Genomic DNA, 21,845 nt, shown 5'->3' with positions numbered 1-21,845 from the left:
TGCTCCGTCGGTTCAGGCGCTGAGATGGGCGGAAAAGAAATCGCCGGTCCGCTTGTTGGCGAGGGTCGCGGCGGCGCTGTCATAGTGGGCGCCGCCGTTCCGGGCAAAGGCATGGTTCATGCCGGGATAGTCGTGCAGGGTTACCCTGGAATGGCTGTCGAGCCCGGCATGGATCTGCGCCTGCGCTTCCTTGCCGCAATATTCGTCCTCGCCGGCGATATGGAGCATCAATGGGCGGCTGATTTTCGCCGCCTCGTCCAGCTTGCTCTCGATGCCGACCCCGTAATAGCCGACGGAGGCATCGGAATCGGTGCGGGTGGCGCTCAAGTAAGCGAGCAGGCCGCCCAGGCAGAAACCGACCGCGCCGACCTTTCCGGTGCAGGCGGACTGCTTCCTGAGATGCGAGATCGTTGCCTGGATATCCTTGACGCCGGCCGGGACGTCGAATTTCTGGAACAGGTCGAAGGCCTGTTTCCATTCCGCCTCGGTCTGGTCGGTGATCGATATGCCGGGTTCGATGCGCCAGAACAGGTCGGGGCAGAGGGCGACATAGCCCTGGGCGGCGTAGGTGTCGGCGATGTCGCGCATGACCTTGTTCACGCCGAAGATTTCCTGGATGACGACAACGCCGGGGCCCTGTCCCGACGCGGGCAGTGACAGGTAGCCCACGAAGGACTCGCCCGTGTCCGTCTTGATGGAAATGTCCTGTCCGGCCATGTCTTGTCTCCCTGGATGGATTGTCGTTGGTGTCAGATCAATGTCGGCTGATCGGAGAAGTCCGCGCAGCCTTCGAGTGTCAGCAGATAGCGCTTCGTGTCCAGACCTCCGTCCCCGCTGTAGCCGCCCAGATGCTTTGCGGCCACGACCCGGTGACAGGGGATGATGATCGGGATCGGATTGGCGCCACAGGCGGTGCCGACGGCGCGCGCGATGCCGTCGATGCGGGCGGCGAGGCTGCCATAGGTTTCGGTTCGCCCGGGCGGGATCTCAAGCATCGCGGCCCAGACCGCGCGCTGGAACGCAGTGCCTGCGGGTTTCAGCGGCAATGAGAAGTTTTTTATTACGTTATCGAAATAAGCGTTGATTTGTGCGGCGGCACGGGTGAGTAGAGGCGTGTCTGCCTGACATTCCGGCGGCCCCGAACCCCAGTCGAGCGCGACGATATGTGCGTCCTCTTCGGTGATCGTGAGTGGCCCGAGCGGGCTCATCACCGTGCGTTGGCGAACCGCGTGATTTTCACCCATGTCTTGTCTGTCCTGGTTTGGGCAAGGCCTCGATGAGTGCCGCGGCGCTGGTCACGGGCAGCGAGCAAACCGGCCCGACGCAGACATAGGCGGTCGGTTCGCCGTCGTCTTTCGGCGCCTTGCCCCTGGCCGGGTGCGCCGGTGGCAGGTCACGGTCCGGTGGGATGACGGTGAGCGACAGATTGGGTTCACCGGAACCGAGCGCGGCATTGCGGAGGGCCCAGGTGCCTGCGGCGTCGGGATCTCCGATGATGGCAACCTGGACCGGCGCGTGGAAGAATTCGACGGCATTGAGGAAGGTCGCGAGCGGGAAGAAATTCTGCCGGACAAGGCCGGAAAAGGCATCGATGAGCGTTTCCGCGCGGGCGCGACAGCGTTCGGCGCCGGTATGCAGGTAGAGGCGGGCGAGTACGGCAAGCATCACCCCGTTGCCCGAGGGGGTCGCATTGTCGCTGATCTGGCGGCTGCGGACGATGAGGGCCTCCGCGTCGTCGGCGGTGAAGAAATAGCCGCCATTGGCCTCGTCCCGGTAGTGGGCTTCGACTGTCTCGGCCCAGTCCTGTGCGGCCTCCAGGTAGCCGTCCTTTCCGGTGGTTTCGTAGAGCAGGAGGGCGGCGTCTGCCATGTTCGCGTAATCGTCCAGCATGGCGGCACGCAGAAGCCGGCCGGCCCGCGCGCTGTGGCAAATCCGGCCGTCGACGGTCATTCCGGTGCGGACGAAGTCGAAAGCCTCTTCCGCTGCTTCCAGCCAGGAAGGTTCCCGGAAGCGCGCAGCCGCCAGTGCCATGCTGCCGATCGCCAGGCCGTTCCAGTCGGCGAGTACCTTGTCGTCCCAGCCGGGCCGGACGCGGCGATCGCGAAAGGAGAGCAGGGTCTGGCGGCAGCGGGCGAGGGTCGCTTCCTCTTCCGGCGTCCGGTCCGTCGGGTCGGCATTCCGGTTGAGGATTGTCTTGCCTTCCCAGTTGCCGTCCGGTGTCACGTCATAGGCAGTCTTGAACAGCGCGGCATCGGTCCCGAGGATGGCGTCGATCTCGGCTTCGCGCCAGACATAGAAACGTCCTTCCTCGCCTTCCGAATCGGCGTCGAGGGTGGCGGCGAAGGCGCCGCCGTCGGCAATCATCTCGCGCAGCAGCCATTCGATGGTCTCGCGTATCCGGGCCTCGTAGAGGCTTGAGCCGGTCTCGTCATGGACAAGGAGAAGAAGGCGTAGAAGTTGCGCGTTGTCGTAAAGCATTTTCTCGAAATGCGGGGCGAGCCAGGCGGCGTCGGTGGAATAGCGCGCGAAACCGCCGCCGAGATGATCATAGATGCCGCCCTGGCACATGCGATCGAGGGTCAGCGTCACCGCGGCCGCGAATTCGTTCCGTCCCGTGCGGCGGTAGGCGCGCCAGAGCAGTTCGAGAATATAGGTTTGCGGAAACTTCGGTGCGCCGCCGATCCCGCCGTTCACCGGGTCGACTTCCTGCAGGATACGCTCGGCAATTCGGTCGAGCAGCTCGGGCCCGATGTTCGCCGGCTCGGCGTCGCCGGCGGCGTTCTGCTGGATCAAGGCATGCTGAAGGGCGAAGCGGTTGCTTTCGACCTTGTCGGGTTCCTCGTCATAGATCCGGCGGACGGCACGGAGGACGTCGGTAAAGCCCGGCCGCCCGTACTTCGGTTCGCTCGGGAAGTAGGTGCCGCCCCAGAATGGCTCGCCATCGGGCGTGAGGAACATGGTGAGCGGCCAGCCGCCCTGCTGGCCGAGATGGGCGAGCGCCGCCTGGTAGATCTGGTCGATGTCCGGACGTTCCTCGCGGTCGACCTTGATGCTCACGAAGAGCTCGTTCATGACCGCCGCGATATCCGGATTCTCGAAGCTTTCGTGGGCCATGACATGGCACCAGTGGCAGGCGGCATAGCCGACGCTGAGCAGGATCGGCTTGTTCTCCTGCCGGGCCCGGTCAAGGCTGTCGGCGTTCCAGGCCTGCCAGTGTACCGGGTTGTCCGCATGCTGGAGGAGGTACGGGCTGGTTTCCTGGTCGAGCACGTTGCGCATTGAGGGTCCTTCGGTCCGGGCGTTCCGACGACGCTGCGGCGGGTAGGGTCAGGCCGGCGCGGCGATTGCCGCAGCCTGCTCTTTAGCCTAGTTTTCTCGATCGGACAGACAAGGGCTAATCGCGGGAAAGGCGTTGATATGAAGATCACGGTCGATGTGGATTGCACCCCGGAAGAGGCGCGGAGCTTCTTCGGTCTCCCCGACGTCAAGCCGATGCAGGAGGAGGTGATGCGGGAGATGCAGAAGCGCATGGTCGAGGCGATGAGTGGCATGGACCCGGAGAGCCTTCTGAAGACCTGGCTTCCGGCCGGGATCCAGGGTTGGGAGCAGATGCAGAAGGCGTTCTGGACCCAGTTCGGTGGAGCCGGTGGAGGATCGCGCGAGAAGTGAGCGCCCGGCTTTCGATGTCGGTGGCCATTCGATGAGACGTGACGAGACAATATACGCCCTGTCGAGCGGACGGGGACGGGCCGGCATTGCCGTGTTTCGGATCTCCGGGCCGGCAGCCGGACGGGCGCTTGAGACCGTGACCGGGCGGGCGTTGCCGATTCCGCGGCGGGCGGTGCTTGCGGATTTCCTGGGCCGGGACGGCGACGGCGTTGTCGATCGGGGGCTTGCGCTCTGGTTCCCGGGTCCGGCGAGCGCTACCGGCGAGGACCTGGTCGAGCTTCATGGTCATGGTGGTCGGGCGGTTACCGAGGGGATCCTGTCCGCGCTCTCTGCGATCGAAGGACTGCGCGCAGCCGAGCCCGGGGAATTCACCCGGCGGGCCGTCGAATACGGAAAACTCGACCTGACGGCGGCGGAGGCGGTCGCCGATCTGGTGGATGCGGAAACCGCGCGGCAGCGCGAGCAGGCCCTGCGGCAGATGAGCGGGACGACTGCCGGTCTTTACGAGGATTGGCGGAGACGGTTGCTCAGGGTTCTGGCTTATGTCGAGGCGGTTCTCGATTTTCCCGACGAGGAAGTGCCGGACACAGCGGCTCTTTCAGCTCTATCGGATGCGGCATCGGTCAAGGCGGAGATACGCGCCCATCTTGACGACGGGCACAGGGGGGAACGGCTTCGGGAGGGGATCCGCGTGACGATCGTCGGCGCTCCCAATGCCGGGAAGTCGAGCCTTCTCAATGCCTTGGCTCGACGGGACGTGGCCATCGTCGCCGATCGTCCCGGCACCACCCGGGATATCCTGGAAGTCTATCTCGATCTCGGCGGTTATCCGGTTCTCATGACCGACACCGCCGGACTTCGGGAGAGCACGGACCCGGTCGAGATCGAGGGGGTTCGGCGGGCGCGGTGGCGGGCGGCCGAGTCGGATATCCGGCTTTTCGTTGTCGACGCGACCGATCCGGTCCCGCCGCCGTCGGGCGACGATCCTGACCGGATTGTCGTCTGGAACAAGATCGATTGCCTCGGGGAAGACACGGTGGACGTCCTGACGGGGAAGGCGTTTGCCATTTCGGCGCGGAGCGGAGCCGGATTATCTGCCCTGCTGGACGGGCTTTCGGAAGCGATCGCGTTTCGTTTCGCCGTTGGGGATGCGCCAGCCCTGACACGCGCCCGGCACCGGGAGGCACTGGAACGGGCGGTCGAGGCGATGGGCTCGCTTGCCGAGGAGAAGCCCCTGGAGCTCGTGGCCGAGGATCTGCGGATGGCAGTTCGTGAGATAGGGCGTGTGACCGGGGCGGTCGATATCGAAGAGCTTCTGGATGTGGTGTTCAGGGATTTCTGCATCGGCAAATGACGTGAATTGTTTCACGTGAAACATCGCGCGGCATCAACGGCTTTGACAGCGGCAACGGAGGTCCATAAAAAGCCGGGGTGAGTGCATATGATGTCATCGTCATCGGGGGCGGCCATGCCGGTACCGAAGCCGCTGCGGCTTCGGCGCGCATTGGCGCGCGCACGCTGCTCATTACCCACAAGCCGGAAACCATCGGGGAGATGTCCTGCAATCCGGCTATCGGCGGACTGGGCAAGGGACATCTTGTGCGCGAGATCGATGCCCTCGATGGCCTCATGGGCCGGATCGGGGACGCGGCGGCCATCCAGTATCGCCTCTTGAACCGTCGCAAGGGACCAGCGGTCCGCGGGCCGCGTACCCAGTCGGACCGGGCCCGCTATCGCGCGGCGATGCAGGCGGAGATCTCCGGGACCGCGAATCTTGAGGTGGTGGCGGCCGCCGCAGAGGATCTGGCGATCCGGAACGGGCGGGTTACAGGTATAGTCACCGAGGATGGCCGGCGCTTCACTGCTGAACGGGTTATTCTGACCACCGGGACATTCCTGCGCGGCCTTATCCATCTGGGTTCCGAAACCTGGCCGGCCGGTCGCGTCGGTGACGCGCCATCGGTGGGAATGGCCCTCACGCTTGAACGGCTCGAGTTTCGCCTTGGGCGTCTCAAGACCGGGACGCCGCCCCGTCTGCGCGGGTCGACAATCGACTGGGCTGGGCTTGACGTTCAGGACGGCGATGAGGCCCCGGAGTTCCTGTCGTTTCTGACCGAGCGGGTTACGGCGCCACAAGTGCCATGCCATATAACCGGAACGACGCGCGCGACCCACGACATCATCCGCGCGAATCTTCATGTCGCAGCGATCTATTCGGGCCAGATCGAGGGGACGGGGCCGCGATATTGCCCGTCCATCGAGGACAAGGTTGTCCGCTTCGGGGATCGTGATCGACACCAGATATTTCTCGAGCCGGAAGGTATTGACGACGACACCGTCTATCCCAACGGGATTTCGACGTCTCTGCCCGCCGAGATCCAGAAGGCGTTGGTGGCCACGATCCCCGGCCTCGCTCGAACGGAGATTATCCGCCCGGGTTATGCCATAGAGTATGACTTCGTCGATCCGCGCGAGTTGCTGCCCTCGCTGGAGACGAAGCGTCTGCCCGGCCTCTATCTTGCCGGCCAGATCAACGGTACCACGGGCTATGAGGAAGCGGCCGCCCAGGGTCTGGTCGCCGGGCTGAACGCGGCACGATCGGCCGCCGGGTCGGACCCGGTCGTATTCGACCGAAGCGAGTCCTACATCGGGGTGATGATCGACGATCTCGTCACCAAGGGAACGAGCGAACCCTATCGCATGTTCACCTCCCGCGCCGAGTATCGGCTCAGTCTGCGGGCGGATAACGCGGACCGCCGCCTGACGCAGAAGGGTATCGATCTCGGACTTGTCGGGAGCGACCGCGCGGCGCGTTTTCGGGACCAGGCGGCGGCGATCGAGGGAGCACTGACGCTGATGCGCTCGCTGACGGTATCGCCCTCTGTTGCTGCCAGGGCGGGTCTCCCGATCAACCAGGACGGGGTCAACCGGTCGGCGTTTCAGCTCCTGTCCTACCCGGGGATCGGGATTTCGGCGCTTCACAAGATCTGGCCGGAGCTCGGAGACCTCCCGGCCCAGGTCGCCGAATGCCTGGAGATCGAGGCGGTCTACGCGACCTATCTGAACCGGCAATCGGCGGATATCGTCGCCTTCCGCCGGGACGAGGCGCTCCGGCTCAGCCCGGATCTCGATTTTGATGCGGTTACGGGGCTTTCCAACGAGGTGCGGGAGAAACTGAAATCGGCCCGGCCGGCGAGTCTCGGACAGGCCGGTCGCATTCCCGGCGTCACGCCCGCGGCGCTCACGGCGATACTCGGACATATTCGTCGCGCCGAAAAGCGCTCCTATGACCAGTCGGCCTGATGTCCGGTCCCTGACGGCGGAGGCGTTCTCTGCCCGCGCCGATGTTTCACGTGAAACAATGGAGCGCCTCGAGCGCTACGAGATCCTTCTCCGGCAGTGGCAGGGGGCCATCAATCTCGTCGGAAAGCGTACTCTTGAGGATGTCTGGCGCCGTCACTTTCTCGACTCCGCGCAACTCCTGTCGCATGTCCCCGAGATGTCGGCCGGACCCTGGGTTGACCTGGGCAGCGGTGCCGGTTTTCCCGGTCTGGTCATGGCCATCCTGGGCGCCAGTGATGTTCATCTTGTCGAATCGGACCTCCGGAAATGCATTTTTCTCCGTCAGGTAGCCCGTGAGACCGAAACCGTCGTGACGGTCCATAACTGCCGGATCGAGGAGGTCCCCGTAACCGGGGCGGCGGTGATATCGGCGCGGGCACTGGCGCCGGTCGCGCGCCTGCTGGAACTGGCCGAGCCGCTTGCCCGGGAGGACACGATCTTTCTCTTTCCGAAGGGTCAAGATGTAGACGCTGAGTTGACCGAAGCCGCTAAATATTGGAATATCACGCCTGACCGACTCCCCAGCCAAACGGCAACGGACGGAGTCATCCTCCGCTGGAAGGGCCTTCGCCGACATGACAATGTTGCATTCGATCGACGGGATCCCTGACGAGACGCCCGCCCGCGCGCGCGTGCTCGCCGTTGCCAATCAGAAGGGTGGGGTCGGCAAGACCACGACCGCCATCAACCTGGCGACCGGACTGGCGGCAATCGGCCGCCGCGTATTGATCGTCGATCTCGATCCGCAGGGCAATGCCGGCACGGGGCTCGGCATCGACCGCCGCGCCGTCGGCGAGAACATCTACCATTGCCTTCTGGGTGATACGCCGATCTCGCGGGCGACGGTCCGCTGCGGCATTCCGAACCTGGAGGTGGTGCCCTCCACCACCGATCTGAGCGGCGCCGAACTCGAGCTGGTCGACGTGCCGCGCCGCAGCCATCGTCTGAAGGAAGCGATCGACCCAGTCCGGTCGCTGTACGACTTCATCCTGATCGATTGCCCGCCGTCGCTGAGCCTGCTGACGTTGAACGCGATGGTCGCGGCTGACGCGGTCCTGGTGCCGCTGCAATGCGAGTTCTTCGCGCTCGAAGGCCTGAGCCTTCTCATCCGGACATTGGAGCGGGTTCGCCATTCGCTCAATCCGGGTCTGGAGATACAAGGTGTCGTCCTGACGATGTTTGACCGCCGGAACAATCTTTCCGACCAGGTCGCCCAAGATGTTCGCGCGTATCTCGGAAGCAAGGTCTACGAAACGATCATTCCGCGAAACGTACGAATTTCCGAGGCGCCGAGCCACGGCAAGCCGGCACTGGTGTATGACTACAAATGCGCCGGCAGCCAGGCCTATATTCGGCTCGCCCGTGAAATGATCCGCCGCGAGGGCGCATTGCAGGCCGCCTGAACCATCCCGTATTTGATTGCTCCCCCGATAATGCGACCATATATCCGGGTCGGGGCAGAGGATTGGCATCCATGATCGAGGATATCGGAAAGCGCAAACTGGGCCGTGGCCTGTCGGCGCTGCTCGGCGACGATGACGCGGCGGACATGGCCAGTCTCGAGCGGATCCGCTCCGGCAAACTGGTGCCGATCGGCCAGATTCGGCCGAACGCCAATCAGCCACGTCGGCGCTTCGAGGAAGAGAGCCTGCAGGGTCTCGTCGAATCGATCCGCGAGAAGGGCATCCTGCAGCCGATCCTGGTGCGCCGGATCGCAAACGAGGAAGACGTTTACGAGATCGTCGCCGGCGAACGGCGCTGGCGGGCGGCCCAACGGGCAGAGGTTCATGAGGTCCCGGTCGTCATCCGCGATCTCAGCGATGCCGATACCCTCGAAATCGCCCTCATCGAGAATATCCAGCGCGAGGATCTGAGCCCGGTCGAAGAGGCGCGCGGCTACCACGCGCTGATCGAATCGTTCAAGTATACCCAGGAGCAACTGAGCAAGGGCCTCGGCAAGAGCCGTTCCCATGTCGCCAACATGCTGCGGCTCCTGAGCCTGCCGGACAGTGTCCTGGCGCTGGTGGACGAGGGCAAGATCTCGGCCGGCGCGGCGCGGGCGATCATTACCGCGGACGATCCGGAGGGGCTCGCCAGGCAGATCGTTGCCAAGGGCCTGAATGTCCGGCAGGTCGAGAAGCTGGCGGAAGGCCACAAGCCCAAGGCACCGCGAAAGCCCCGGCCACAAAAGGATTCCGATACGGCCGCTCTCGAGGGCGACCTGTCGGCGACGCTCGGCATGAAGGTGACGCTGGAGCATCGCGGCATGGCCGGCGGACTGCTGACAATTCACTACGAGACGCTCGAGGATCTGGACGAGATCTGCCGCCGGCTTTCCCGCCACATAGACTACCGGAACGACGGTGGGTCATACGAGGAAGAGGCCCTGGGCGATATCGATCCGACGGCGGCGATCGCGGCCGACCTCGCCGATCTGGACGACAAATCCGATCATTGACCGACGACCCGGGTGCCCGGTTCAGCGGCGCCCGCTGGCGAAGACGCGGCCTGCGGTGGCGAGTCGCATCAGCGCGTGCCGGCAGATCGCCTGGTCGGGAAGTCCGGAGGACTTCGCGTCGAGCTCGGCCTCGAGCAACAGCCGCAGCGCGCCGGCCAGCTTGTCGCGTGGCCATAGTCGCAGTTGCCGGGCCATTTCCTGCTTCGCGCGCGGCGGCAGGGGCGGTCGCAGCTTGCCGATTGCCTCGCTCGGGTTCCGCCCGCTACTCGCCAGTTCCAGCAGGCGCTGCACCTGGTTCTGGGTAACGCGGAAGATCGCCACCGGCGACATGCCTTCGCCGAACGCCGTATCGAGCGCCCGATCGAGCGCCGGCTGATCACCTTCCATCGCCGCGCGGACTATGGCGTCGAAGCGGAACTCGTTCGAGTCGGCCACGCAATCCCGCGCTTCCTGCAGGGTGAGCGGGCCGTCATCGCCATGCTTGTAGAGCCTGAGTTTCTCCAGTGCATTCCTGGCGAAGGCCCGATCCTGCCCGAGGACGGTCTGCAGGAAGGCGAGCGCATCCGGATCGGCGCCGATACCGGCGCGCCGCAGCTCGTCTCGCAGCAGTTCGGCCAGGTCGGCGGGCTCATCCGGGTAGCAGGGCAGGACGGCCGCCGTTCCTTCCTTCTCGAACAGGGTCGGCAGGCTGTCCCGCGTCCTGAGCGCGCCCGCCTCGACGAGCACGAAGGCCTGGCCCGGCGCATCGGCGAAGAAGTCCTTGAAGAGCGGTGTCAGCCGGTTGGAGCCGTCGCGGACATGCACGAGCCGCCGGCCGCCGGTGAAGGCCAGCGCCGCCGCCTCGTCGGCGAGCCGTGCGGGGTCGTCCGCCAGTTCCGACGCGTCGATACGGGCGAGTCGGAACGGATCGTCCGGGGCGCCGAGAACCCACTGGACAATGGCCCGGGCGCGTTCGCGCACAAGTCCCTCGTCCGGCCCGTAGAGCAGCAGCGCCCGAATGTCGCCGCGGCCGTCGCGGAGGAGGGCGTTGAAGTCGGCGGGCCGGAAACGCATGGCTCAGCCGACGCGCGAGAAGTGGCTGGCGAGCTGGATGGTGATTTCCTCGCTGACCGACTTGGCGGCGCGAAGGCCGGCATCCCGTTCGCTGATCAGGTTGGCAAAATCGGAATCGACGATGTTGTAGCTCGACAACGCGCGGGTCTGGCTCGAATAGACCACCTTGTTGTCGCTGAGATCGACGAGTTCGAAATTCGCGCGGATGGTCAGGTTTCGCCGTCGCACGGTATTGTCGAGCTGGATCAGCAGGTTCGACCGTGACACCGCGGCGTCCACCTTGAGCGCATAAAGTGGCGCGGCCGGCTGGCCTTTCGGTGTCAGCCGATCGATCAGCCGCTCCTGAAGCTCGAAGCCGAATCGCGAGAATTCGCCCGCGATCGACACGTTCTGGATCTTGATGGCGCCGAGGAGGGGGGCCACCTTGCCGCCGGCGATTCCACGCTCGCCATAGAGCGGCTGGAAACCGCAGGCGCCGAGTGGCAGCAGCGCGAGAGCGCCGAGAACCTGCCGTCTAGACCACGACATTGACGAGCCGATTCGGTACGACGATGACCTTGCGTGCCGTCTTGCCGGCCATCGCCCGGACGACATTGTCACTGGCGAAGGCCGCTTCACGCACGGCACGTTCGTCCAGATCGCGTGCCAGTTCGAGCTTGGCGCGCGTCTTGCCGCCGACCTGGACGACGATGGTAACCGTGTCGTCGACCACCAGTTGCGGGTCGAAAGCCGGCCATTCCGCCTCCGCAACAAGCCCTGAATGCCCTAGGGTTGACCAGGCTTCTTCGGCCAGATGCGGCATCATCGGCGCGAACAGGCGAACCAGCGCATCGAGCGCTTCCCGGATTACCCAGTCGGCCGACGGACCCTCACCCTCATAGCTGCCGAGGACGCGGGAGAATTCGTGGATGCGGGCGACCGCGACGTTGAAATGGAAACCATCGATCGCCGCGCCGACATCCCGGATCGTCTTGTGCGTGGCCCGACGAACGGCGAGCCCGGCATCGTCGATGTCGTTCGGCAGGGCATCCGGGGCCGCCGCGTGACGGGGCGCGGATTCGACGATCTGCCGCCACAGCCGCTGGCTGAACCGCCAGGCGCCGCTGACCCCGGCGTCGGTCCATTCCATGTCCCGTTCCGGCGGGCTGTCGGACAGCATGAACCAGCGCGCGGTGTCCGCGCCGTACTTGTCGATGATGGCGCCCGGGTCGATGACGTTCTTTTTCGACTTCGACATCGATTCCGAACGGCCGACCGTGACCGGCTTGCCGGACTGACGCTCGCGCACGCCGCCATCCTCGAGCCATTCGAGCTCTTCCGGATAGAGCCAGGCGCCGTCGGCGCTCTTGTACGTCTCGTGGCAGACCATGCCCTGGGTGAACAGGCCGTCGAACGGTTCGTCGACCGAAACCCAGTCGCATTGCTTCATCGCCCGGGAATAGAAGCGGGAATAAAGCAGGTGCAGGATCGCATGCTCGATACCGCCGATATACTGGTCGACCGGAAGCCAGTAATCGACTTCTTCCCGAACGATCGGGACATCCGCCCGCGGCGAGCAGAAGCGTGCGAAGTACCAGGACGAATCGACGAAAGTGTCCATGGTGTCGGTTTCGCGTCGGGCTGCCCGGCCGCAGGACGGGCAATCGACATGTTTCCAGGTCGGATGATGGTCGAGTGGGTTGCCGGGCCGGTCAAACGTCACGTCGTCGGGAAGAATCACCGGCAGGTCAGACTCGGGCACCGGTACGATGCCGCAGCTTTCGCAATGAATGACGGGGATCGGACAGCCCCAGTAACGCTGGCGCGACAATCCCCAGTCGCGCAGGCGGAACGTCACAGTCGGCTCGCCGGCGTCGAGTTCGCGGAGCTTCTCGGCCATCGCCGCCTTCGCGTCGGCGACCGTCATGCCATCGAGGAATCCGGAATTTATCAGCAGGCCATCGCCCACGTAAGCCGTATCGAGGGATGCGACCGCCGCCGCGTCGCCCTTGGGCGCCACGACTGGAACGATCGGCAGGCCGTAGCGGGTGGCGAAATCGAAGTCGCGCTGATCGTGGGCCGGGCAGCCGAAGATCGCCCCGGTGCCGTAATCCATGAGGACGAAATTGGCGATATAGACCGGCAATTCGCGGCTCGGGTCGATCGGATGGCGAACCCGCAGTCCGATGTCAATGCCGCGCTTCTCGGCCTTCTCGATCGCCTCCTCGGTGGTCCCCATGCGCTGGCATTCTGCGATGAAGTCGGCGACAGCCGGATCCTTCTCGCCGGCCTGGCGGGCCAGCGGATGATCTGCCGAGAGGGCCATGAAGCTCGCCCCGAACAGCGTGTCGTGCCGCGTCGTGAAGATCTTGAGCGCGCTGTCCCGCCCGACGATCGGAAAGTTCACATAGGCGCCTTCCGAGCGGCCGATCCAGTTCTCCTGCATCAGGCGGACACGCGCGGGCCAGCGCTCGAGTTCGCCCAGGCTCTCCAGGAGCTCATCGGCAAAGGCGGTGATCCTGAACACCCACTGGGCCAGCTTGCGCTTCTCCACGAGTGCGCCCGACCGCCAGCCCCGGCCATCGATGACCTGTTCGTTGGCGAGCACCGTCTGGTCCACCGGATCCCAGTTGACGGCCGATTCCTTGCGGTCGACCAGCCCGGCCTTCAGGAAATCGAGGAACAGCTTCTGCTGATGGCCATAGTAACCGGGGTGGCAGGTCGCGATCTCGCGGGTCCAGTCGATCGCCAGGCCCATGCTTTTCAGCTCGGCCCGCATGTTGGCGATATTGTCGTAGGTCCACCGGGCCGGATGGATGCCCTTGTCCCGGGCGGCATTCTCGGCCGGCAGTCCGAACGCGTCCCAGCCCATAGGGTGAATGACATTGAAACCGCGCGCGCGGCGATAGCGGGCAACCACGTCGCCGAGGGTATAGTTCCGTACATGCCCCATGTGGATGCGCCCGGACGGGTAGGGGAACATCTCCAGCACGTAGTATTTCGGGCGGCCGGGCTCAGCCCTGGCCTCGAATATCCGCTGCTCGGACCAGGCCTGCTGCCACTTGGCCTCGACTTCCTTGGCATTGTAACGCGACATGTTAAAAGCTGCCTGAATTGAAATGTGACCCTTGGTCCGGGTCGGACCGGACCGGCACTGGTAACGGGACTATTCGCCGATCTGGTCGATGCGGAGCTGGCGCGCGCGGGTCAGGATGGCGTTCTCGAGGCTGACCGAGGTTTCCTCGCTGGTCGCGCTGTCGACCCAGCCGGAATCGCCCTGGTCGCGGACCTGGCGGAATACCGAGACTTTGAGGCCATCGGCGCGAAGCCGCCGGTCGAGAATGTAGACCGTGAGCTTGAAGCGCTCGCCCGGGGTTTCCGGCGGGCTGTACCAGTCGGTGATGATCACGCCGCCGAACGGGTCGGCCGAGGTCAGGGGCATGAAGGCCAGGGTGTCGAGAGAGGCGCGCCACAGGAAGCTGTTGACGCCGATCCCGCCGGCCGTCCCCTGTTCCTTGTCGCGATTTTCGCCGCCCAGGATGCCGCCCAGCCCGAAAATCGTCTGCCGGTTCGGGTCGTTGATATCGGTCGCCGTCTGCCGGCCTTTCGGCGCCGGCGCGGTGTCGGTGGTGTCGAAATTCTCGCAGCCGCCGAGGGTCAGCGTTCCGGCCACTGCCAGGACGATCGCCAAAACGGAAAACCATCGGCCTTGCTTTGCCGGCTCGGTGCCACTGGTCATGATTCGAAAGGGTCCGTGTCTGGGTACTTGTTCTCGACGAACATCAATGGCCGTTATAGATGGCGTGCCGTCGCCGCTCAACAACCTCGTCGTCGCAACGCTTGATAATCGGGCAGGATGCGCAGGCCGCAGACGCCGGTCTGACCGGTATCCCCGGAACCGGCAACTGTCCGGATGATCGACCTTCCCGGACCAGCGTCCGGGCGGCTATGCAAGTCACCGACAGACAATATTACTCCAAAGTATATACATGCAAAGTGTTGTACTTAAGGAATGGCGGATAAACCCGGTCTCGTTCGTATGTCTAATGAATATGTTTGTTGTCGATGCCAACTTTGTCTAGGCATTCAGTCACGAGTTTTTGAAAAGAACTTGAGAATGGCTCACGAGGTCGTTAATTGACCGTTACAACCCCGGTTCGCTCAACTGTCGACGCAACATGAGGTCATGCTGTAGTCGACTTTTTAGGAACGACTCATTTTCGGAGTGGGGAGCCCATGAAAAAGATCCTGTACGGCACCACGGCGCTTGTCGCTGTCGGCGCTTTCGCGGCCACCGGCGCCCAGGCGGCCGAGCCCATCCAGGTCACGGTCGGTGGTTATTTCCAGGCGGCCTTCGTGTTCGTCGATTATGACAACGACGATGGCCGACGCTCCCGTACCCTGCAGCGTGAAGCCGAGCTCATCTTCGGCGGTTCCACAACTCTCGACAACGGCCTGCAGGTCGGTGTCCAGGTGCAGCTCGAAGCCGAGACCTGCGCTGACCAGATCGACGAAAGCTTCATCTATCTGGCGGGCAACTGGGGTCGTCTGAATATCGGTTCGGAAAACTCGGCGGCCTACCTGATGCATGTCGCATCGGCGCCGCCCTCGCACTGGGCATTCGGCCTGAACTCGCCGAACATCAGCCTGACCGGCAACTTTCCCCATACCAGTCCGGTCTCGCTGACCAGCGACGCCGAGAAGGTCACCTATTTCACCCCGCGTTTCGCCGGCTTCCAGCTTGGTGCGTCCTACGCACCCGACGCCTGTGAGGAAGGCGGATGCGGCGGTACCTTCAGCGGCTCCGAGTTCGACGACGGGTCCGACGGCAGTGTCGGCGATGTGATCGAGATCGGTGTGAACTACACCGGCAAGTGGAACGAGATCGAGTTTGCAGCCTCGGGTTCGTATGGCACGGCCGACGATGAAAGCACGGGTGACGGTCCGGAAGAATGGTCCGCCGGTGTGCGCGTCGGCTACGCGGGATTCACCATCGGTGCCGGTTACCGCGAATTCGACAGCGTTATCGGTGACGAAACGACGGACTGGAATGTCGGCGTTCGCTACGCAACAGGCCCCTGGGGTGTCGGTATTCAGTATGCCGCGATAGAGATCGATCCGAACAATGGCAACAGAAGCGATGTCCAGGCGGTGGAGGTTGGCGGATCCTACGATCTCGGGCCGGGCGTCGTCCTGTTCGGAGGCGTCCAGTATTGGGAAGGCGATTACGACAGTGCCAGCGCCAGAGCGGGGACGATCGCCGACGACGAAACCTGGGTCGGCTTCATAGGGACGATGTTCTCGTTCTGATCGTCGACATGTGCAGCGGAGAGAGACGGGGGCTGGCTCGTCTCTCTCCCGGTGCGCCCCGATTCACGATCGTTCCATGATCCGATGCCCGCGTGTGTCCCATCACATGGCAAACTGACCGGAGACCTGGCGCAACGACAGATCTTTCTGAGTTCTTACTGAAGCCATTACTCGCAACCCTCTGGAATCAAAGATTTCGCGGTGTTGGCGGCAAATTCGCCGGGCGTGGTGTGCCGATATTGCCACAGTGCGCGAATTTCGCATCGCTTACATCAGCATATCGCTTGACCCATCAGGGCGCGAATGGCTCTATTCCCTCGATCAATGGGGTCAAGAGGCCTCATGAATCATTGTGATTTTCATAATGTTCCTAGAGGGGAGCCCATGAAAAAGATCCTTTACGGCACCACGGCGCTCGTCGCTGTCGGCGCTTTCGCGGCCACCGGCTCTCAGGCTGCCGAGCCCATCCAGGTCTCGGTTGGTGGCTATTTCCAGACTGCCTTCGTCTTTGTCGACTATGACAACGACGCCGGCCGTCGTTCCCGTACCCTGCAGCGTGAAGCTGAAATTATCTTCGGTGGTTCCACCACCCTTGATAACGGCCTGCAGGTCGGTGTCCAGGTGCAGCTCGAAGCCGAGACCTGCGGCGACCAGATCGACGAGAGCTTCGTGTTCCTCGCCGGCAACTGGGGTCGTGTGAACATCGGTTCCGAGAACTCCGCTGCTTACCTGATGGCCGTCGCCTCCCCGGCGCCGTCCTACTGGGCATTCGGCCTGAACTCGCCGAACATCAGCATCACCGGCAACTTCCCGCACACGAACCCGGTGAACCTCTCGGGCGACTCCGAGAAGATCACGTACTTCACGCCGCGTTTCTCCGGCTTCCAGTTCGGTGTGTCCTACACGCCTGACAACTGCGAAGAGTCCGGCTGCGGCGGCACGTACAGCGGTTCCGAGTTCGACACCTTCGCCGATGGCACCACCGGTGACATCTTCGAAGTGGGTGTGAACTACACCGGCAAGTGGGACGCCATCGAGATCCAGGCCTCCGGTTCCTACGGCCAGGGCGACGATGAAGGCGTTGGCAACGAGCCGGAAGAGTGGAGCGCTGGTCTGAACGTGACCTTCGCCGGCTTCACGGTTGGTGGTGCGTTCCACCAGGCCGAGAGCGCCGCGAACACCGACACCACCGACTGGAACGTTGGCGTTCGTTACGCCATGGGCCCGTGGGGCGTCGGCATCCAGTATGCCCAGTTCGAGATCGAGCCGGCTGCTGGCGGCGACCGGGACGTGAAGGCCGTCGAAGTTGGCGGATCCTACACCCTCGGCCCGGGCGTGGTCCTCTTTGGCGGCATCCAGTACTGGGATGGCGACAACGGCGTCACGATCGCGACCGAAGAGACTTGGGCCGGCTTCGTTGGTACGCACTTCGCGTTCTGATCGAACCGACCTTCAGGTTGGGGAGAGGCGGGCTTCGGCCCGCCTCTTCTTTTTTGGGCACATGCCCATCCCGGACAGTTGCGTCCGACGCCGCCCGGCGCTATTGCCGAAGCCATGACCGACCAGTCACGGACGCTTGCCAAGGCCGATGGCCTCGCCGCCCGGAACCGAATCCCGGCGGCGGCACAACTTTATCGATCCCTGCTCACCCAGCCGGCGGGCTCGCCCGAGATCGCCGCGCGTGCCGGACTCGGCCTCGCGATTCTCGCCGCCCGCCAGGGTAATATGGCCGCCGCCCGCAATGCCGTCCGCGAGGCGCTGCAACGCGATCCGGCCCTCCTCGACGGCTGGCGTCTGCTCGCCGATATCGAGGACCGCGCCGGCCGTGCCGATGCCGCGCTCGATGCCGCCCGGCGGATTGCCGATCTCGCCCCCGTCGATGCCGACTGCCAGATCGCGCTGGGCTACGCCGCGACCCGGGCCGGCGCGCTTGGGATCGCCGAGCGGGCCTATCGCCGGGCGCTCGACCTGGAACCCGGTTCCGCGGCCGCCGTCAACAACCTGGCCGGGGTCCTGCAGCAGCGCGGCCGGGCCGGCGAAGCGGCCGAACTTTTCCAGTCGATCGTCGCGGACGACCCGACGAACGCGCGGGCCTGGGCGAACCTCGCCCTTGTGCGCGAAATGCTGAACGATCTCGGCGGCGCTCGCGATGCCGCCGGGCGGGCGCTATCGGTGCAACAGGACCAGCCGGTCATGCGGCTATTGCTTGCCCAGATCGACTTCCGCGAGGGAAAGCCGGCGGAAGCGCTGGATGCGGTCGAAACCCTGATCGCCGGTGCGGCCGATCCGACAGTGCTGGCCGAGGCGATCAACCTGAAAGGCCACCTGCTCGACCGCCAGGGCGACTACGACGCCGCACTCGCCGCATTCAAGGAGGCCGGTGCCCGTCGACGGACGCTGGGCGCGCGGGCCGGTGTCGACCGGCGTCGCTACATGGCCGAGCTCCGCCGCGCCGCGGCGGTTTTCACGCCGAAACGGCTGACGGGACTGGCAGCGGAAGAGGCACCGGCCGGGACTGCCGTGGCGCCGATCTTCTTCGTCGGCTTCCCACGTTCTGGAACGACACTGCTGGAGACGGTGCTGGCCGCCCATCCGGACCTCGTGACCAGTGGCGAGCGAAGCCCGTTGCAGATGCTCCGGCCGGAGATTGCGCGGACTGCCGGCCCTTCCGCCCGCTACCCTGACATCGTCCCGGATTTGCCAGCCGAAGCGATCGGGCGACTCCGCGCCCTGTTTGCCGAGATCGCGGCGGATGAGTTCGGGGCCACTCTGGAGGGCAGGCGGCTGCTCGACAAGCTGCCGCTCAATATCGTCGAACTGCCGCTGGTCCGGCGGCTCTTTCCGAACGCGAAGGTCATTGTCGCGCTCCGCGATCCCCGGGATGTCTGCCTGAGCGCCTTCATGCAGCATTTCGCCCAGAACGACGCGATGGCGAATTTCACCGACCTCGGCGCCACCGCGGCGCTATACGACGGGGTGATGGGGCTCTGGCTGCGTTACCGGCGCGATCTTCGCCTGGATCACTTCGAATATCGATACGAGGATCTGGTACGGGATCCCCAGGCCGTGCTCGGGCCGCTCTTCGAATGGCTCGGGCTCGCGTGGGATTCGGACCTGCTCGAGCGGCGGGGCGAGGTCGCTGCCCGGCACGTGGCGACGCCGAGCCGCGACGCGGTCAACCGGCCGATCACGGCGGGCCGGGTCGCGCGCCATCGCCATTATGCCAGGGCGCTCGCCCCCTTGATGGAAATCCTTTCCCCGTATATCGCGGAATTCGGCTATGAACGCGTCGACTGAATCGCGCCGCGGATCCAACTAGACGACGGGAAGAAGAGATAATGGGCGGTATCGTCTGGCTCGCATCCTATCCGAAATCCGGTAATACCTGGTTGCGCGCCTTCCTTCACAACCTGCTGCGCAATCCAGCCCAGCCGGTGAACATCAACGAGCTCGACCAGTTCGCGTTCGGCGATTCCCAGAAGCGCTGGTACGAAAAGATCGCGCCGAAGCCGCTCGACGACATGGCGCCGGAAGCACTCGCCGCGCTGACGCCGGTTGTCCATCGGGCGATGGCGGAGGCAACTCCGGATTCGGTCTTCGTGAAAACCCACAACATGATCGGCCTGAACTGGGACGTTCCGCTGATCACGATGGAATATACGGCGGGCGCGATCTACGTGATCCGCAACCCGCTCGACGTCTGCATTTCCGCCGCGCACCATTTCGGGATCGACATGGACGGGGCGGTGGAACTGCTGAACTCGCCGACCGGCGGCTCCGCCCCCGACGCCGTAAATCTGCCACAGATCTTCGGCTCCTGGTCGGGCCACGCCCGGAGCTGGCTCAATCTGAAGGCCAACCTGCATGTCGTTCGCTATGAGGATATGACCGACAAACCGAAGGCGACTTTCGGCAAGGCGGCAAGGTTTCTGGGCCTCAATCCGACTCCGGAACGATTGCGGAAGGCGATCAACGCGGCCTCTTTCAAGGTCCTGGCCGGGCAGGAGGCACGGCACGGATTCAAGGAAAAGTCGGAAAGCGCCGAGCGTTTCTTCCGCTCCGGACGGGCCGGCGAATGGCGTCGTGTCCTTACCCCCGACCAGGTCCGCGCCCTCGTCGAGGCGCATGAGGACCTGATGGCCAGGTTCGGCTATCTCGACGCGGCGCGCCGCTGGCTCGACAAATCCTGACGGACGAAGTCGACCAGCGCCGCCGGTTCGGCGGCGAGTGCGGCGATACAGGGAACCGGCTCGCGCATCAGCCGTGTCACCGCCGCCGGGTCCGGCCGGGTCGGCGTCGTCGGCAACTGGTCGACGGAAACGCCGAGCGAGCCCATGCAGCCGATCCGCCCGCTCGCGGTCTGGCGGATCTTCGCGAGACCGCAGGGGGTCGCGCAATGCGGTCCCGAATAGGGGACGGTCCAGGCGGAAAGATTGCGGAACCGACCCTGCAATATGTCGGCCGGGGCGGAGGAATAGACCGCGACGCCGGGCGTCCCGAACAGCTTTGTCATATGGGCCGGGCCTGAATCTGCCAGCACCGCGTAATCGAGCCCGGACAGATAGTCGAGCAGGGCGCCGATGCTGTCGAAGCCGTCGATCACATGGGCCGTCTCGGGGAGCTTCCCGGCGACAGACTGGGCATGCAGACGGCCCTGCTGCTGGTCCCGGTTGAGCGCGATCGACAGATCGCCTTCGCCGGACAGGTAGTGCGCCAGCGCAACCGTCGCTTCGGGCGGCAATGTCCTGATCGGCGAGGAGGCGAGCGGCAGGATGCCGATCCGCAGCGGCCGATCGGTTGGCAGCGCGCGTGCATCGGCCGGATAACCCTCGGCCGGTTCGAGCCCGAACGCCTCGAGCAGCTCGGCCTCCATGTCGACCGGCCAGAGATCGATATTGCGCCGCGATTCCAGATGGCCGAGATCGACGATCAGGTCCCAGCGCTTCAGGTCGCGGCGCGAAACCCAGAGCGGGTAGTTCTGGATGATCGCGCTCCGGTCATAAATGTCGGCGGTCGAGCGGGCGCAGAAGACGCCGATCTTCGCCGGCCTCCGCTGTTCGGCGAATGCATGCAGGAACAGGAGCGTCGCGACATTCGAGCCGAGCGCCTGGCTCGGCAGCAGGAACAGTACCCGCTTGCCGGCCACATCGGCATCGGCCCAGGCGGCGCGGCTGAGCGCGGCGAGCCGGGCTTGCGGTCTGGTGACGCGGAACACGGCCGGGTTGGGCGCGACGGCCTGGTCGAGGAACTGCTGCGAGGTGGTGTAGTAGCGCTCGCCCTTGACGCCTGCCTGGGTCGCCGCCTCGCTCGAGTTGTGCTGGCGAAAGCGGAACTCGGCCCGCGCGATGAATTCCAGCAGCGCGGTGACGGTATCCTGTGTCGGAAACATTCAGGCGTCGCCCGTCTTGATTGCGCGGAGGACGATCGTCGTCTCCATGATCACGTTGTTGTAGAGTCGGGCCGCCTCGGCCAGCTGGTTGCCGTTGATTTCCTTCTTCTGGAATCGGCTTCTCCAGGGCTCGTCCGGCAGGACGTTGACCGACTGGATCTCGAAATCGACATCCAGATAAAGACCGAGCGGTGTCGCCGGGTTGCCGCTCGCCCGCCATTTCAGATTGCGCGACTTGGAGAACATCTCGAGCCCTTGCGGCGTGATCGGACGGACATGGGTCGGGTCGTTGAGATAGTGATCGTGCCGCGGATGCGGCACGGTGATGGTCGCGGTCGCGTCCGGCTTCATCACCCTGTAGAGCTCCTTGATAATACCGAGGTAAACGCTCGTTTCGGCACCGAGATGTTCAAGGACATGGCGCATCGCGACCTCGGCCGCGGCATTGTCCGGCCAGGGCCAGGGCAATGTTTCCAGGTCGACGACGGCATCGGGCTCGCACGCCGCCTGGCTGTCGACATTGAGCCAGCCGTCGCGGCGGTCGCTTCCGCATCCAAGATTCAATCGCATGCAACTTTGTCCGGGCCGTTGGGAATGGCGCGCAGTCTATAGGCCGCCGCTGTCGCCCCGCAATGGCGGGAATCC

At 64.5% G+C, this 21,845-nt stretch carries 19 protein-coding genes; 10 read left to right on the top strand and 9 right to left on the bottom strand.

The window, feature by feature from the left end:
- Nucleotides 1-12 precede the first annotated feature (12 nt).
- From OCH7691_RS02525 to OCH7691_RS02515, 3 genes are read right to left on the bottom strand one after another with little or no spacing between them, the layout of a single operon-like run.
- Nucleotides 13-717 (bottom strand): dienelactone hydrolase family protein, encoded by a 705-nt coding sequence (locus OCH7691_RS02525; protein WP_085881843.1) that lies wholly within the window; start codon nucleotides 715-717, stop codon nucleotides 13-15.
- Between the two features lie 32 nt (nucleotides 718-749).
- Entirely contained in the window at nucleotides 750-1,244 is a 495-nt protein-coding gene (locus tag OCH7691_RS02520) for a methylated-DNA--[protein]-cysteine S-methyltransferase (RefSeq protein WP_085881842.1), read from the bottom strand.
- Nucleotides 1,237-3,279, bottom strand: coding sequence for a thioredoxin domain-containing protein (locus OCH7691_RS02515; RefSeq protein WP_085881841.1), 2,043 nt, complete (start codon nucleotides 3,277-3,279; stop codon nucleotides 1,237-1,239). The genes OCH7691_RS02520 and OCH7691_RS02515 overlap by 8 nt, the downstream gene beginning before the upstream one ends.
- A gap of 138 nt (nucleotides 3,280-3,417) precedes the next feature.
- Here OCH7691_RS02515 and OCH7691_RS02510 point away from each other — a divergent pair, with 138 nt between their 5' ends.
- The 6 genes from OCH7691_RS02510 to OCH7691_RS02485 all read left to right on the top strand — a co-directional run bounded on the left by OCH7691_RS02510 (nucleotide 3,418) and on the right by OCH7691_RS02485 (nucleotide 9,469).
- Complete coding sequence (locus tag OCH7691_RS02510; RefSeq protein ID WP_085881840.1) at nucleotides 3,418-3,669, top strand: DUF6489 family protein; 252 nt, start codon at nucleotides 3,418-3,420, stop codon at nucleotides 3,667-3,669.
- 31 nt (nucleotides 3,670-3,700) lie between these two features.
- Nucleotides 3,701-5,023 carry a tRNA uridine-5-carboxymethylaminomethyl(34) synthesis GTPase MnmE gene (gene mnmE / locus OCH7691_RS02505; protein ID WP_085881839.1) on the top strand — a complete coding sequence of 441 codons (1,323 nt, stop codon included), beginning with the start codon at nucleotides 3,701-3,703 and terminating at the stop codon, nucleotides 5,021-5,023.
- A 77-nt stretch (nucleotides 5,024-5,100) separates the two neighbouring features.
- On the top strand, nucleotides 5,101-6,972 hold the full coding sequence (gene mnmG, locus OCH7691_RS02500) for a tRNA uridine-5-carboxymethylaminomethyl(34) synthesis enzyme MnmG (RefSeq protein WP_085881838.1): 1,872 nt from the start codon (nucleotides 5,101-5,103) through the stop codon (nucleotides 6,970-6,972).
- Between the two features lie 10 nt (nucleotides 6,973-6,982).
- Complete coding sequence (gene rsmG / locus OCH7691_RS02495) at nucleotides 6,983-7,621, top strand: 16S rRNA (guanine(527)-N(7))-methyltransferase RsmG (RefSeq protein WP_085883455.1); 639 nt, start codon at nucleotides 6,983-6,985, stop codon at nucleotides 7,619-7,621.
- A complete protein-coding gene (locus OCH7691_RS02490; protein WP_085881837.1) occupies nucleotides 7,593-8,414 on the top strand; it encodes a ParA family protein in 822 nt (273 codons plus the stop codon). Before rsmG ends, OCH7691_RS02490 begins: the two co-directional genes overlap by 29 nt.
- 71 nt (nucleotides 8,415-8,485) lie before the next feature.
- The gene (locus OCH7691_RS02485; RefSeq protein ID WP_085881836.1) at nucleotides 8,486-9,469 is read left to right on the top strand and encodes a ParB/RepB/Spo0J family partition protein; all 984 of its coding nucleotides are present in this window, start codon (nucleotides 8,486-8,488) and stop codon (nucleotides 9,467-9,469) included.
- Nucleotides 9,470-9,490: 21 nt separating this feature from the next.
- Here OCH7691_RS02485 and holA read toward each other — a convergent pair whose 3' ends face one another.
- The 4 genes from holA to OCH7691_RS02465 are packed head-to-tail and all read right to left on the bottom strand — an operon-like array spanning nucleotide 9,491 to nucleotide 14,240.
- Complete coding sequence (gene holA / locus OCH7691_RS02480; RefSeq protein ID WP_085881835.1) at nucleotides 9,491-10,522, bottom strand: DNA polymerase III subunit delta; 1,032 nt, start codon at nucleotides 10,520-10,522, stop codon at nucleotides 9,491-9,493.
- 3 nt (nucleotides 10,523-10,525) lie between these two features.
- A complete protein-coding gene (gene lptE / locus OCH7691_RS02475) occupies nucleotides 10,526-11,050 on the bottom strand; it encodes an LPS assembly lipoprotein LptE (protein WP_176244897.1) in 525 nt (174 codons plus the stop codon).
- Nucleotides 11,037-13,622 (bottom strand): leucine--tRNA ligase, encoded by a 2,586-nt coding sequence (gene leuS / locus OCH7691_RS02470; RefSeq protein ID WP_370853100.1) that lies wholly within the window; start codon nucleotides 13,620-13,622, stop codon nucleotides 11,037-11,039. Before leuS ends, lptE begins: the two co-directional genes overlap by 14 nt.
- Before the next feature lie 45 nt (nucleotides 13,623-13,667).
- Nucleotides 13,668-14,240, bottom strand: a complete 573-nt coding sequence (locus OCH7691_RS02465) for a DUF3576 domain-containing protein (protein WP_085881832.1) — start codon at nucleotides 14,238-14,240, stop codon at nucleotides 13,668-13,670.
- Nucleotides 14,241-14,737: 497 nt separating this feature from the next.
- Here OCH7691_RS02465 and OCH7691_RS02460 point away from each other — a divergent pair, with 497 nt between their 5' ends.
- The 4 genes from OCH7691_RS02460 to OCH7691_RS02445 all read left to right on the top strand — a co-directional run bounded on the left by OCH7691_RS02460 (nucleotide 14,738) and on the right by OCH7691_RS02445 (nucleotide 20,001).
- Nucleotides 14,738-15,811 (top strand): porin, encoded by a 1,074-nt coding sequence (locus OCH7691_RS02460; protein ID WP_085881831.1) that lies wholly within the window; start codon nucleotides 14,738-14,740, stop codon nucleotides 15,809-15,811.
- A gap of 384 nt (nucleotides 15,812-16,195) precedes the next feature.
- Nucleotides 16,196-17,251 (top strand): porin, encoded by a 1,056-nt coding sequence (locus tag OCH7691_RS02455; protein WP_176244896.1) that lies wholly within the window; start codon nucleotides 16,196-16,198, stop codon nucleotides 17,249-17,251.
- 114 nt (nucleotides 17,252-17,365) lie between these two features.
- Entirely contained in the window at nucleotides 17,366-19,108 is a 1,743-nt protein-coding gene (locus tag OCH7691_RS02450) for a tetratricopeptide repeat-containing sulfotransferase family protein (protein WP_085881829.1), read from the top strand.
- A 41-nt stretch (nucleotides 19,109-19,149) separates the two neighbouring features.
- A complete protein-coding gene (locus OCH7691_RS02445; RefSeq protein ID WP_085881828.1) occupies nucleotides 19,150-20,001 on the top strand; it encodes a sulfotransferase domain-containing protein in 852 nt (283 codons plus the stop codon).
- Here the strand turns inward: OCH7691_RS02445 and OCH7691_RS02440 are convergent.
- Both OCH7691_RS02440 and OCH7691_RS02435 read right to left on the bottom strand, forming a co-directional pair.
- A complete protein-coding gene (locus tag OCH7691_RS02440; RefSeq protein WP_085881827.1) occupies nucleotides 19,962-21,200 on the bottom strand; it encodes a glycosyltransferase family 9 protein in 1,239 nt (412 codons plus the stop codon). The two genes, OCH7691_RS02445 and OCH7691_RS02440, sit on opposite strands and share 40 nt — an antisense overlap.
- On the bottom strand, nucleotides 21,201-21,770 hold the full coding sequence (locus tag OCH7691_RS02435) for a class I SAM-dependent methyltransferase (RefSeq protein ID WP_085881826.1): 570 nt from the start codon (nucleotides 21,768-21,770) through the stop codon (nucleotides 21,201-21,203). It lies immediately after the preceding gene.
- Nucleotides 21,771-21,845: the final 75 nt, after the last annotated feature.

The organism is Oceanibacterium hippocampi (assembly GCF_900172325.1).
GTDB classification, from domain to species: Bacteria; Pseudomonadota; Alphaproteobacteria; order Sneathiellales; family Sneathiellaceae; genus Oceanibacterium; species Oceanibacterium hippocampi.
Note: the sequence above shows the minus strand (reverse complement) of the source record. Positions and strands in the feature narration are given on the sequence as shown.

Coding starts and splice junctions, on each gene's coding strand:
- lptE (WP_176244897.1), bottom strand. CDS start 11,050: ATGTCGTGGTCTAGACGGCAGGTTCTCGGCGCTCTCGCGCTGCTGCCA.
- OCH7691_RS02460 (WP_085881831.1), top strand. CDS start 14,738: ATGAAAAAGATCCTGTACGGCACCACGGCGCTTGTCGCTGTCGGCGCT.
- OCH7691_RS02510 (WP_085881840.1), top strand. CDS start 3,418: ATGAAGATCACGGTCGATGTGGATTGCACCCCGGAAGAGGCGCGGAGC.
- OCH7691_RS02450 (WP_085881829.1), top strand. CDS start 17,366: ATGACCGACCAGTCACGGACGCTTGCCAAGGCCGATGGCCTCGCCGCC.
- OCH7691_RS02490 (WP_085881837.1), top strand. CDS start 7,593: ATGTTGCATTCGATCGACGGGATCCCTGACGAGACGCCCGCCCGCGCG.
- OCH7691_RS02515 (WP_085881841.1), bottom strand. CDS start 3,279: ATGCGCAACGTGCTCGACCAGGAAACCAGCCCGTACCTCCTCCAGCAT.
- OCH7691_RS02440 (WP_085881827.1), bottom strand. CDS start 21,200: ATGTTTCCGACACAGGATACCGTCACCGCGCTGCTGGAATTCATCGCG.
- OCH7691_RS02525 (WP_085881843.1), bottom strand. CDS start 717: ATGGCCGGACAGGACATTTCCATCAAGACGGACACGGGCGAGTCCTTC.
- OCH7691_RS02455 (WP_176244896.1), top strand. CDS start 16,196: ATGAAAAAGATCCTTTACGGCACCACGGCGCTCGTCGCTGTCGGCGCT.
- holA (WP_085881835.1), bottom strand. CDS start 10,522: ATGCGTTTCCGGCCCGCCGACTTCAACGCCCTCCTCCGCGACGGCCGC.
- OCH7691_RS02485 (WP_085881836.1), top strand. CDS start 8,486: ATGATCGAGGATATCGGAAAGCGCAAACTGGGCCGTGGCCTGTCGGCG.
- OCH7691_RS02520 (WP_085881842.1), bottom strand. CDS start 1,244: ATGGGTGAAAATCACGCGGTTCGCCAACGCACGGTGATGAGCCCGCTC.
- OCH7691_RS02465 (WP_085881832.1), bottom strand. CDS start 14,240: ATGACCAGTGGCACCGAGCCGGCAAAGCAAGGCCGATGGTTTTCCGTT.
- mnmE (WP_085881839.1), top strand. CDS start 3,701: ATGAGACGTGACGAGACAATATACGCCCTGTCGAGCGGACGGGGACGG.
- OCH7691_RS02435 (WP_085881826.1), bottom strand. CDS start 21,770: ATGCGATTGAATCTTGGATGCGGAAGCGACCGCCGCGACGGCTGGCTC.
- OCH7691_RS02445 (WP_085881828.1), top strand. CDS start 19,150: ATGGGCGGTATCGTCTGGCTCGCATCCTATCCGAAATCCGGTAATACC.